The organism is Providencia vermicola (genome assembly GCF_010748935.1).
GTDB lineage: Bacteria > Pseudomonadota > Gammaproteobacteria > Enterobacterales > Enterobacteriaceae > Providencia > Providencia zhejiangensis.
The window spans coordinates 3438900-3451341 of the sequence record NZ_CP048796.1 but is presented as its reverse complement, the minus strand read 5'-3'; the positions used below and the strand labels follow the sequence as shown (position 1 = coordinate 3451341).

12 protein-coding genes are annotated in these 12442 nt (G+C 42.8%); all 12 read left to right on the top strand.

The features are described from left to right. The first annotated feature begins 42 nt into the window (after window positions 1-42). The 12 genes from tsf (at window position 43) to lpxA (ending at window position 12418) form a co-directional block, all read left to right on the top strand. Window positions 43-894 carry a translation elongation factor Ts gene (gene tsf / locus G3341_RS15595; RefSeq protein WP_154623753.1) on the top strand — a complete coding sequence of 284 codons (852 nt, stop codon included), beginning with the start codon at window positions 43-45 and terminating at the stop codon, window positions 892-894. A 153-nt stretch (window positions 895-1047) separates the two neighbouring features. Then, the gene (gene pyrH / locus G3341_RS15590) at window positions 1048-1776 is read left to right on the top strand and encodes a UMP kinase (RefSeq protein ID WP_154623754.1); all 729 of its coding nucleotides are present in this window, start codon (window positions 1048-1050) and stop codon (window positions 1774-1776) included. Between the two features lie 108 nt (window positions 1777-1884). Next, window positions 1885-2442 carry a ribosome recycling factor gene (gene frr / locus G3341_RS15585; RefSeq protein WP_163862852.1) on the top strand — a complete coding sequence of 186 codons (558 nt, stop codon included), beginning with the start codon at window positions 1885-1887 and terminating at the stop codon, window positions 2440-2442. 142 nt (window positions 2443-2584) lie between these two features. Beyond that, on the top strand, window positions 2585-3784 hold the full coding sequence (gene ispC / locus G3341_RS15580; protein WP_154623755.1) for a 1-deoxy-D-xylulose-5-phosphate reductoisomerase: 1200 nt from the start codon (window positions 2585-2587) through the stop codon (window positions 3782-3784). A 180-nt stretch (window positions 3785-3964) separates the two neighbouring features. Further along, on the top strand, window positions 3965-4717 hold the full coding sequence (gene uppS / locus G3341_RS15575; protein ID WP_154623756.1) for a polyprenyl diphosphate synthase: 753 nt from the start codon (window positions 3965-3967) through the stop codon (window positions 4715-4717). A 12-nt stretch (window positions 4718-4729) separates the two neighbouring features. After that, window positions 4730-5593, top strand: coding sequence for a phosphatidate cytidylyltransferase (gene cdsA, locus G3341_RS15570; RefSeq protein WP_163862851.1), 864 nt, complete (start codon window positions 4730-4732; stop codon window positions 5591-5593). A gap of 8 nt (window positions 5594-5601) precedes the next feature. Next, complete coding sequence (rseP, locus tag G3341_RS15565; RefSeq protein WP_154623757.1) at window positions 5602-6954, top strand: sigma E protease regulator RseP; 1353 nt, start codon at window positions 5602-5604, stop codon at window positions 6952-6954. 40 nt (window positions 6955-6994) lie between these two features. Then, a complete protein-coding gene (bamA, locus tag G3341_RS15560; RefSeq protein WP_154623758.1) occupies window positions 6995-9409 on the top strand; it encodes an outer membrane protein assembly factor BamA in 2415 nt (804 codons plus the stop codon). Between the two features lie 91 nt (window positions 9410-9500). After that, on the top strand, window positions 9501-9995 hold the full coding sequence (skp, locus tag G3341_RS15555) for a molecular chaperone Skp (RefSeq protein ID WP_163862850.1): 495 nt from the start codon (window positions 9501-9503) through the stop codon (window positions 9993-9995). 3 nt (window positions 9996-9998) lie between these two features. After that, complete coding sequence (gene lpxD, locus G3341_RS15550; RefSeq protein WP_154623759.1) at window positions 9999-11036, top strand: UDP-3-O-(3-hydroxymyristoyl)glucosamine N-acyltransferase; 1038 nt, start codon at window positions 9999-10001, stop codon at window positions 11034-11036. Window positions 11037-11166: 130 nt separating this feature from the next. After that, complete coding sequence (fabZ, locus tag G3341_RS15545; protein ID WP_004916757.1) at window positions 11167-11619, top strand: 3-hydroxyacyl-ACP dehydratase FabZ; 453 nt, start codon at window positions 11167-11169, stop codon at window positions 11617-11619. A gap of 1 nt (window position 11620) precedes the next feature. Further along, on the top strand, window positions 11621-12418 hold the full coding sequence (lpxA, locus tag G3341_RS15540; protein ID WP_154623760.1) for an acyl-ACP--UDP-N-acetylglucosamine O-acyltransferase: 798 nt from the start codon (window positions 11621-11623) through the stop codon (window positions 12416-12418). Window positions 12419-12442 lie beyond the last annotated feature (24 nt).

Genomic DNA, 12442 nt, shown 5'->3' with positions numbered 1-12442 from the left:
TTGTAGGGATTCTCCTATGAGGTATATCGAGGAATAAATCACATGTCTGGAATTACCGCTGCATTGGTAAAAGAACTGCGCGAACGTACTGGCGCAGGTATGATGGAATGTAAAAAAGCGCTGGTTGAAGCTAATGGTGATATCGAATTAGCAATCGACAATATGCGTAAATCAGGTCAGGCTAAAGCGGCTAAGAAAGCAGGCCGTGTAGCAGCTGAAGGTGTTATCCTTGCAGAAGTTTTTGCTGATGGCAAAAGCGGTGCTCTGATCGAACTGAACTGTGAAACTGACTTTGTTGCTAAAGATGCTGGCTTCTTGGCATTTGGTAAAGAAGTGATGGCTTCTGTTATCGCTGACAAAAATACAGATGTTGAAGCTGTTAAAGCAAAATTCGAAGATGCTCGTACGGCTTTAGTCGCTAAAATCGGTGAAAACATCAACATTCGCCGCGTAGCGATCCTTGAAGGTGCTCAAGTTGGTAGCTACCTGCACGGCGCACGTATCGGTGTTCTCGTTGCAGCAGAAGGTGCTGACGAAGAACTGCTGAAACACATCGCGATGCACATTGCTGCAAGCAAGCCTGAATATGTGACTCCTGACGATGTACCAGCTGACGTTGTTGCTCACGAGCATCAAATCCAGCTAGACATCGCTATGCAGTCAGGTAAACCACGCGAAATCGCAGAAAAAATGGTTACTGGCCGTATGAACAAATTCACTGGCGAAATCTCTCTGACTGGCCAGCCTTTCGTTATGGACCCAAGCAAATCTGTTGGTGACCTACTGAAAGAGAAAAATGCGAAAGTCACTAACTTCATCCGTTTCGAAGTGGGTGAAGGTATCGAGAAAGTTGAAACTGATTTCGCAGCAGAAGTTGCTGCAATGAGTAAATAAGTCGTCAGCTTTAAAGGAGCCGCCAATAGGCGGCTCTGTTTTAATATCGCTCATAAGTAAGACAACGAATTAAATCATTAAGGTACGTAGAAGCTGTTTTTAACCATTCTACGTGTGTTACCCCAATAAATTATCTGTGTAGGACAGAACACCATGGCAACCAGTGCAAAACCCGTTTATCAGCGTATCCTGCTTAAGCTCAGTGGCGAAGCCTTACAAGGCGCAGAAGGTTTTGGAATCGATGCTAGCGTTTTAGATCGTATGGCTCAGGAAATTAAAGAACTCATAGAACTGGGTATACAGGTCGGTGTCGTTATTGGCGGTGGTAACCTGTTTCGTGGAGCTGGTTTGGCACAGGCGGGCATGAATCGTGTGGTCGGTGACCATATGGGAATGCTGGCAACTGTGATGAACGGGCTCGCCATGCGCGATGCTTTACATCGTGCTTATGTGAATGCAAGACTGATGTCTGCTATCCCATTAAACGGCGTGTGTGATAACTATAGCTGGGCTGAAGCTATTAGTTTATTGCGTCATGGCCGTGTTGTCATTTTTTCTGCTGGAACAGGAAACCCATTCTTTACAACAGACTCAGCTGCTTGTTTACGTGGTATTGAGATCGAAGCTGATGTTGTATTGAAAGCGACAAAAGTGGATGGTGTTTATTCAGCAGATCCTGCAAAGAACCCAGATGCCGTACTGTACGAAACTCTCACTTATCAAGAAGTGCTGGAGCGCGAATTAAAAGTGATGGATTTGGCTGCATTTACGCTAGCTCGTGATCATAACTTGCCTATCCGTGTTTTTAATATGAATAAACCGGGTGCTTTACGCCGCGTTGTAATGGGTGAAAATGAAGGAACTCTGATTTCTCACAATTAATACTCAGAGACATCAACTGAGTTTAACTGTATTATCTAATGTAAATTCAGAAAATTTAAGCGAGGCTGCATAGTAGCCTTTAATAACCAGTTCTTAAGGGTTGAAAACGTGATTAATGAAATCAAAAAAGATGCTCAAGACCGCATGGAAAAGAGCGTTGAAGCACTAAAAAACCAAATCAGCAAAGTGCGTACGGGTCGCGCATCACCAAGCTTACTTGATGGTATCATGGTCGATTACTATGGCGCGGCAACACCGTTGCGTCAATTAGCAAACGTCACCGTAGAAGATGCTCGTACTTTAGCTATTTCTGTTTTTGATCGCTCAATGTCACCTGCGATCGAAAAAGCAATTATGGCATCGGATTTAGGTTTAAACCCATCTTCAGCTGGAACCGTTATTCGTGTTCCGCTTCCTCCACTGACGGAAGAACGTCGTAAAGATCTGATCAAAGTTGTTCGCGCTGAAGCAGAACAAGGTCGTATCGCTGTACGTAACGTTCGTCGTGATGCTAACGATAAAGTTAAAGCATTGTTGAAAGACAAAGAAATCAGCGAAGATGATGAACGTCGCTCACAAGATGACATTCAAAAACTGACTGATGGCTACATCAAGAAAGTTGATGAGGCGTTAGCACAAAAAGAAGCTGAGTTGATGGAATTTTAATCTATCCTGTAGCTTATAAAGCCATCAAGAGAAAAATCTTTGATGGCTTTATTCATTCATATCAAAATATCTAATAAAAATCCTTTCTTCCCTTTCAAGCTGATATAATCTCAGTATTGAGTAAATACAGAGCATCCGCATAATGAAACGTCTTACTATTCTTGGATCAACAGGGTCAATTGGTAAAAGCACACTTTCTGTTGTTAGAAATAATCGCGATAAATTTCAAATCGTCGCGTTGGTTGCAGGCCGAAATGTGACTGAGCTGGCGCATCAATGTCTTGAATTTCAACCTCAATATGCCTCAATGGCCGATGAAGCCTCCGCACAATCACTACGTGCAATTTTGTCTGAAAATAATTGCCAAACAGAGGTTCTCTCAGGAAGCGAAGCTGCTATTCAATTAGCCGGTCTTGATGACGCCGACCAAGTTATGTCAGCGATTACGGGAGTCGCTGGGCTTTTACCTACACTAGCCGCCATCCGCAAAGGTAAACGAATTTTATTAGCGAATAAGGAATCGTTGATTACCAGCGGCCGTCTATTCTTTAATGAGATTCGTCAACATGGTGCAACAGTCTTTCCAATTGACAGTGAACATAATGCGATTTTCCAGAGTTTGCCTGAAAATATTCAATTGAACTTAGGCTTTGCTGATCTCTTTGCATCTGGAATATCAAGTATTATCCTGACAGGCTCCGGTGGCCCTTTTAGAGAGACGCCATTGTCATACTTAGACAATGTTACACCGGATGAGGCTTGCAACCATCCTAATTGGTCGATGGGGCGTAAGATTTCTGTTGATTCGGCAACCATGATGAATAAAGGTCTGGAATATATCGAGGCTTGCTACTTCTTCAATGCATCTCAACAGCAAATGGAAGTGATCATCCATCCTCAGTCAGTTATTCACTCTATGGTGCGTTACCGTGATGGCAGTGTGATTGCTCAGTTAGGTACACCCGATATGTGTACACCAATATCTTATAGTATGGCTTACCCGAGCCGTATCTCTTCAGGGGTCGAACCGTTAGATTTTTCTAAACTATCTTCATTAACTTTTGTTCAGCCTGATTATCAACGTTATCCTTGCTTAAAACTGGCTATCGACGCATGCCATCAAGGTCAGGCAGCTACAACAATTTTAAATGGCGCTAATGAAATAACGGTTGCAGCCTTTTTGGAAGGGCGTATCCGTTTCACAGATATTGCAAAAATTAACTTGGCTACATTAGAAAAATTGCATTTATCTGAACCTGTTTCAATCGATGAGGTCTTAGACATCGATAATCAGGCGCGTCGTGAGGCTGAACAATTAATCAGACAGACATTTTCAGTCTAGTATGTGATTTATTTAGTTGCTGATAAGCACAATAAGTCTTTAATATGTGACGCTTATAAAAAAGAAAGATAATGTCAGTATTTAGCGGAGAATTAAGGATGTGTCTTATCAGCAAATTCAACAATAGCGGTTATGATGATGCTGAATTCTCAACGCTATGCACACAAGGATTACTATTTAATGAACTCTAGTGGTGAAAATTCCTCCAATTCAGTGTTGCCAAAGCATGTTGCTATCATTATGGATGGTAATGGGCGCTGGGCAAAACAGCGAGGTAAGTTAAGAATAACTGGGCATAAGGCTGGCGTTGAGTCTGTGCGTAATTCGGTGCGTTTTGCAGTAAAAAATAAAATTAATTCACTCACACTGTATGCTTTTAGTAGTGAGAATTGGAGACGGCCGGAAAAAGAAGTCAGTTCACTGATGGAGCTTTTTGTTTTTGCATTGGATAATGAAGTCAAAAATCTGCATAAGAATAATGTAAAATTATTGATTATTGGTGATAAAAGTCGATTTAGTGAACGCCTTCAAAAACGTATCCAAAAAGCCGAAGAACTGACTGCAAATAATACTGGGTTAAGGTTAAATATTGCAGCAAACTATGGTGGTCGTTGGGATATTGCCAATAGTATGAAGCAAATTTTTGAGCGCGTGCAAAATGGGCAATTGTCTATTGATGATATCAATGAAGAAACAATCAATAGTTATGTATGCATGCATGACCAAGATAATGTTGATTTAGTTATCAGGACAGGTGGTGAACATCGTATCAGTAACTTTTTATTATGGCAGGTTGCTTATGCGGAATTCTATTTCACCAATGTACTGTGGCCAGATTTTGATGAAATGGTGTTTCAGGATGCAATTAATGCTTTTAGTCAACGCGAGCGGCGTTATGGTGGGGCTGAGTCAGATGATGAGCTCGTTAAATAAAAGGGGTCAATTGTGCTGAAATATCGTTTACTAACAGCGATAGTGTTAATACCGCTGGTCATTGCTGCGCTTTTTTTACTGTCACCCGCTGCTTTTGGTTATGTGGTGATCGCGGTATGTGCATTAGGGGCGTGGGAATGGGCACAATTTGCAGGTTGGCGTACTCAACCTAAACGCATTGGCCTCGCGATTGTTTTTGCTGTCGTGTTATTGGCGATGCAATGCTCTTTTGCTGACATGATACATTTGGAGAATGAGCCGCTAATATTATATGGTTTATGGGCTGGCCTTGTTTGGTGGCTTGTGGCAATTTTGCTTGTCGTTACTTTCCCGACATCGGCAAAAACATGGGGTCAATCAGTAGTGATACGCCTACTATTTGGTGTGTTAACGATCATTCCTTTCTATTGTGGGATGATGGTACTCAGAACGATTGGTTACCACAGTGACACTTTCTTTGGTGCTTGGTGGTTACTCTATGTTATGTTGCTGGTATGGGGCGCAGATTCTGGCGCCTACGCATTTGGGCGTACGATGGGACGCCATAAAATGGCACCAAGAGTCTCCCCCGGTAAAACGTGGGAAGGATTAGTCGGTGGCTTAATCACGGCAGGTATCATCTCTTGGCTATTTAGTTTATTCGCGCCAATCCCTGTCATGCCGGATTATTTGCTAGTTACATCAATTATTGTTGTTGTAGTATCTGTATTCGGTGATTTGACTGAAAGTATGTTTAAGCGCCAATCAGACATTAAGGACAGTAGTCATTTAATTCCGGGGCATGGTGGAATTCTTGACCGAATTGATAGTCTAACAGCAGCGATACCAGTATTTGCGGGTTTAAATTTATTAGTTTTTAATGGATTTGGTCTCTAGGATAAGACATGGGCTTTTTTTGGAGTTTAGCGGCATTTATTATCGCCATTGGCGTGTTAATTACCGTACATGAATTTGGGCACTTTTGGATCGCACGTCGCTGTGGCGTTTATGTCGAACGTTTTTCGATCGGGTTTGGGAAAACGTTATGGCGTAAGGTAGACCGACAAGGTACTGAATTTGTTATTGCCATGATCCCATTAGGTGGCTACGTCAAAATGCTTGATGAGCGTGTCGGTGATGTGTCACCTGAACGTCGTCATATGGCATTTAACAATAAAACCATTGGACAGAGAGCCGCGATTATTAGCGCAGGACCAATTGCGAACTTTTTACTAGCAATTGTTGTCTACTGGGTGGTGTTTATGATTGGTATTCCGTCAGTACGCCCAGTGGTTGAAGATGTCAAATCCGGATCGATTGCGGCGACAGCCAATATTTCGCCGGGTATGGAACTAAAATCGATTGATGGTATCGAAACGCCTGACTGGAATGCAATTCGTTTAGCGCTAGTGGGAAAAATTGGTGATCGTGAACTCACGATGGAGGTGATACCTCAAGGGTTTAATGAACCTATCACCAAAACGGTTGATTTAACCACATGGCAATTTGATCCTGAAACACAAGACCCTGTTCTTTCCATAGGGCTCATGCCTGTTTCTGCTCGAATCGACCCTGTGATATCGAAAGTGTCACCGGGCCTTGCGGCTGAACGCGCGGGTTTACAACCTGGGGATAGAATTGTTAGCGTAAATGGGGAAGCCGTCGATCTGTGGAATCCAGTGACTCGATTTATTCGTAATAGTCCGAATCAGCCATTGAAATTAGAGGTTGAAAGAAATAATCAGGTCATTGCGCTGGTATTGACGCCAGACAGCCAAAATGGAAAGAATGGAAAGCAAATTGGATTTGCGGGAGTTGAACTAACAGTGTTACCGTTAGCGGATGAATACAGAATGGTACAGCAATACGGACCATTCGCTGCTATTTATCAAGCTAGCGATAAAACATGGCAGTTAATGAAACTGACCGTCAATATGATGGGTAAATTAGTTGTTGGGGATGTCAAACTTAACAACTTGAGTGGACCGATATCGATCGCTAAAGGTGCGGGGGTATCGGCAGAATCAGGCTTGGTATATTATTTGATGTTCATTGCGCTGATAAGCGTGAACTTGGGCATTATCAATTTGTTTCCATTGCCTGTTTTAGATGGGGGGCACTTGCTCTTCCTGTTAATTGAAAAAATTAAAGGGAGTCCAGTGTCTGAGCGAGTACAAGACTTTAGTTATCGGATAGGTGCAATGGCATTGATTCTGTTAATGGGACTTGCACTTTTTAATGATTTCTCTCGCTTCTAACAAGTAAGCTGGGGACCAGTAAGGAATACGCATAACAACGATGGCGATGAAAAAGTTGCTCATAGCGTCGCTGCTGTTTGGCAGCGCCACTGCATACGGTTCAGACGGATTCGTAGTTAAGGACATTCGTTTCGAAGGTCTACAACGCGTCGCCGTTGGTGCAGCATTATTGAACATGCCTGTTAGGGTAGGTGACTCGATTGATAACGAAGATATTAGCCGTTCAATCCGTTCTCTATTCTCTACCGGCAACTTCGAAGATGTTAGGGTCCTGCGTGATGGAAACACGCTGATCGTTCAAGTTAAAGAGCGACCAACCATCGCGAGTATCACTTTTACAGGCAATAAATCTGTTAAAGATGATATGCTCAAACAAAACTTGGAAGCATCAAACATTCGTGTCGGTGAAGCTCTTGACCGTACGACGATAGCGAACATTGAGAAGGGTCTAGAAGACTTCTACTATAGCGTTGGTAAATACAACGCGACAGTAAAAGCCGTTGCTACGCCACTGCCGCGTAACCGTGTTGATTTAAAATTTGTGTTCTCTGAAGGCGTGTCTGCAAAAATTCAGCAGATTAACGTTGTGGGTAACAAAAATTACACGACGGCAGAATTGGTTAACAAATTCCAATTACGCGATGATGTACCATGGTGGAACTTAGCGGCAGACCAAAAATATCAAAAACAAAAACTGGCTGGTGACTTAGAAACTCTGCGTAGCTTCTATCTTGATCGTGGCTATGCGCGTTTCAACATCGACTCCACTCAAGTCAGCTTGACGCCAGACAAAAAAGATATCTACATTACGATTAATGTCACTGAAGGCGATCAATATAAGATCTCTGGTGTGGAAATTAATGGTAATACCGCAGATCATCTAACGGAAATTCAAGAACTCATTACGATCACGCCGGGTGAATTGTATAACGGCACCCAAGTGACGAGTATGGAAAATAAAATTAAGGACCTTCTCGGTCGTTATGGTTATGCCTATCCTCGTGTAATGACGCAGCCTGAAATCAATGATGAAGATAAAACAGTTAAACTGCATGTTAATATCGATGCAGGTAACCGTTTCTATGTTCGCCAAATTCGTTTCCAAGGTAATGATACGAGTAAAGACTCTGTTCTCCGTCGTGAAATGCGTCAGATGGAAGGGGCTTGGCTGGGGAACGACTTAGTTGAATTAGGTAAAGAACGTCTCAATCGTACAGGTTTCTTTGAAACAGTTGATGTTGAAACTCAACGGATCCCAGGTAGCCCAGACCAAGTCGACGTGGTTTACAAAGTGAAAGAACGTAATACAGGTTCCATGAACTTTGGTGTCGGTTTTGGTACTGAGAGTGGTGTGAGTTTCCAAGTTGGTGTCACCCAAGATAACTGGTTGGGAACAGGTAATGCTGTTGGGATCAACGCAAGTAAAAATGATTACTCAACCAACGTTGAGATGTCATTTACGGATCCTTACTTTACCGTTAACGGTGTGAGTTTAGGCGGTCGTATATTCTATAATGACTTCCGTGCAAAAGATGCAGACCTGTCTGGTTATACGAATAAGACTTATGGTTTAGATAGCTTCTTAAGCTTCCCATTCAATGAAAATAACTCATTCCGCCTCGGCGCAGGTTATGTTCATAACTCATTGTCTGATATGCGTCCGCAAGCCGCGATGTGGGATTACCTCTACTCAATGGGAGATAAACCACCAATCAATGATGATGGCCGCAATAAAGAGAAGTTTAATGCAGATGACTTCACTGTTAACGTAGGTTGGACTTATAATTCATTGAACCGTGGTTTCTTCCCAACATCGGGTAATAAAACCAGTGTTTCAGGTAAGATTACTGTTCCAGGCTCTGATAACGAGTACTATAAACTGCGTTTCGACACCGCTCAATACGTTCCACTCAACGAAGATGAAACGTGGGTTATCTTAGGTCGTGCACAAGCAGGTTTCGGTGATGGTATCGGCAGTAAGCAAATGCCATTCTACGAAAACTTCTATGCGGGTGGTTCAAGTACTATTCGTGGTTTCCGCTCTAATAACATCGGGCCAAAAGCGGTTTATCTGAAAAATGTGAATGGCAAAGTCGGCCCAGAACCAGGTAGCCCATCGAGTGATGCCGTTGGTGGTAACGCAATGTATGCAGCGTCTTTTGAGCTGATTACACCAACACCATTCATTGATGAGAAATATGCGAATACGGTGAGAACATCATTATTTGTTGATGCAGGAACCGTGTGGGATACCAATTGGAATAGTATTAATCCTGAGTGGCGTGCAGGCATGCCTGATTATGGTAAAGCGACGAATATTCGAGCTTCCGCTGGGGTTGCTTTACAATGGATGTCACCACTTGGACCTCTGGTCTTCTCCTATGCGCAGCCTATTAAGGACTACGAAGGGGATAAATCAGAACAGTTCCAATTTAATATTGGTAGAACATGGTAATCTAGACTGTGTCTATTTAAGGAAAGCCCTCACACATTAATGTGAGGGTAACTAAAATTTCCAGCCATAAATATGGGTTAAGGAGTTTCGTGTGAAAAAATTGTTGTGTGCGGCGGGTGTGAGTCTGGCTTTGGCTATGTCTGCGGGTGCTTATGCAGATAAAATTGCTGTCGTGAACGTTGGTGAAATTTTCCAAAACATGCCAGCACGCGAAGCCGTTGCTAAACAGCTTGAAAGCGAATTTAAAAGCCGTGCGACAGAGTTGCAGAACTTGGAAAAAGATCTACAGTCACGTGTCGAAAAATTGCGTCGTGACGGTGCAACAATGAAGCAAAGCGAACGTGAAAAACAAGAAAAAGAGCTGATGACCAAGCGTGATCAGTTTGCAGAAAAAGCTCAGAAATTTGAAGAAGACAATCGTCGTCGTCAAATGGAAGAACGTAACAAAATCCTAAGCCGTATTCAGGATTCTATTAAATCTGTCGCTGCCAAAGAAGGCTATGATGTGGTTATCGATGCAAATGCAGTTGCTTATGCAAAAGATAGCGTAGACATTACCAGTCAGGTTCAAAAGCAGGTTAAATAATAGATGTCCTCAATTCGATTGGCTGACCTTGCTCAGCAGTTGAATGCACAGTTACACGGTGATGGCAATATTGTCATCACCGGTATTGCTCCGATGTATTCAGCAAATAATCAACAAATCACATTCCTGTCAGATAGCCGTTATAGCGATAAACTTGCAGAGTGTCAGGCTGCTGCGGTTGTGTTAACAGCTAAAGACCTTAGTGCTTGTAAGGTTGCAGCGCTGGTGGTTGATAATCCTTACCTTGCTTATGCACGCATGGCACAAATCATGGATACCACACCAAGTCCAGCAGAAAACATTCACCCTTCAGCAGTTATCGCTGAAGATGCGCAGGTTGGTAGCAACGTGGCGATAGGTGCAAATGCGGTTATTGAAAGTGGTGTTGTGCTTGGTGATAACGTTGTAATTGGTGCGGGTTGTTTTGTGGGTAAACATGCCCGTATTGGTGCCGGTAGTCGTCTCTGGGCGAATGTTAGTATCTATCATCATGTTGAAATCGGTGAGCAATGTTTGATCCAGTCAGGTACGGTGATTGGTTCCGATGGTTTTGGTTACGCAAATGACCGTGGCAATTGGGTTAAAATACCGCAACTCGGCACAGTTATTATTGGTGATCGCGTCGAAATTGGTGCCTGCACAACGATTGATCGTGGCGCATTGGATAACACGGTTATTGGTAGCAATGTCATTATTGATAACCAATGCCAGATAGCGCATAACGTTAATATTGGCGAGGGGACCGCTGTCGCCGGTGGCGTTATCATGGCTGGCAGTTTAAAAATAGGTCGCTACTGTATGATTGGTGGCGCCAGCGTCATTAATGGTCATATGGAAATTTGTGATAAGGTGACCGTCACAGGTATGGGAATGGTTATGAGACCAATCACAGAACCTGGTGTATACTCTTCTGGTATTCCTTTACAGCCTAATAAAGTTTGGCGTAAAACAGCAGCGTTAGTTTTGAATATCAATGAGATGAATAAGCGTTTGAAAGCTGTTGAACGTGAATTGGACAGCCAAACTCAAAAAAAACAGTAATCATTTTGTAATTCAGGTTAAAATAAGTGACTGAGTTACGTTTTTCCGGCCTGCCAGTTAACCTAAGTTTATGGTTAAAGCAGGCCGATTCGTTAATTAAATTGTATTTATAGACAGGAAGAGTATTTCGATGAGTGATAATCATACTCTGAATATTGAAGAGATTTTAGAACTACTTCCACACCGCTATCCGTTCCTTTTGGTTGATCGCGTACTGGATTTTGAAAAAGGAAAATCTCTGCGTGCAGTAAAAAATGTTTCATTTAATGAGCCATTTTTCCAAGGGCATTTTCCAGGCAAACCGATTTTCCCAGGCGTATTGATTCTAGAAGCCATGGCACAAGCTACAGGTATTCTGGCATTTAAAAGTGTCGGTAAACTAGAGCCGGGTGAATTGTATTATTTTGCAGCGATTGATAATGCGCGTTTCAAACGTCCTGTATTACCGGGAGATCAAATGATCCTCGAAGTCGAGTTCATTAAAGAACGTCGTGGCGTTGCACGTTTTAAAGGTGTTGCAAAAGTAGATGGAGAAGTGGCCTGCGAAGCTGAAATGATGTGCGCCCGTCGCCGTGAGGTCTGATATGATTGATAAAACAGCCTGTATTCATCCCTCATCGATTGTCGAAGATGGAGCTATTATCGGTGCCAATGTTCGTATTGGCCCTTTTTGTTATATTGGTGCTAACGTTGAAATAGGTGAAGGCACTGAGCTCAAATCTCACATTGTCATTAATGGCTATACCAAAATTGGTCGTGATAATGTGATCTTTCAGTTTGCTTCGATTGGTGAAATTAACCAAGATCTGAAATATCAAGGTGAGCCAACACGCGTCGAAATCGGTGACAGAAACCGGATTAGAGAAAGTGTGACTATCCATCGTGGCACAACCCAAGGTGGTAGCTTGACCAAAGTGGGTGATGACAACCTATTTATGGTCAACGTGCATATCGCTCACGACTGTATTATTGGTAACCGTTGTATCATTGCCAACAACGGTACATTGGGTGGCCATGTTATTTTAGGTGATTTCGCGATAATTGGCGGTATGACTGCTGTTCACCAGTTTTGTCAAATTGGTGCTCACGTTATGGTTGGTGGTTGTTCTGGTGTGGCACAAGATGTCCCCCCTTACGTTATCGCACAAGGTAACCATGCAACGCCTTATGGCCTAAACATTGAAGGCTTAAAGCGCCGCGGCTTTGATAAAGAGTCTTTGCATGCGATCCGTAATGCTTATAAAACCCTTTATCGTTCAGGCAAGTCACTTGAAGAAGCACGTAGTGAAATTGCCGAGCTTGCTCAAGCAAATCCTCACGTAAAAGTTTTCAGTGATTTCCTTGAAAACTCGGCTGAGTCTAACCGTGGTATTATTCGCTAATTGTTCTTTACGCGAGTGAAGTCA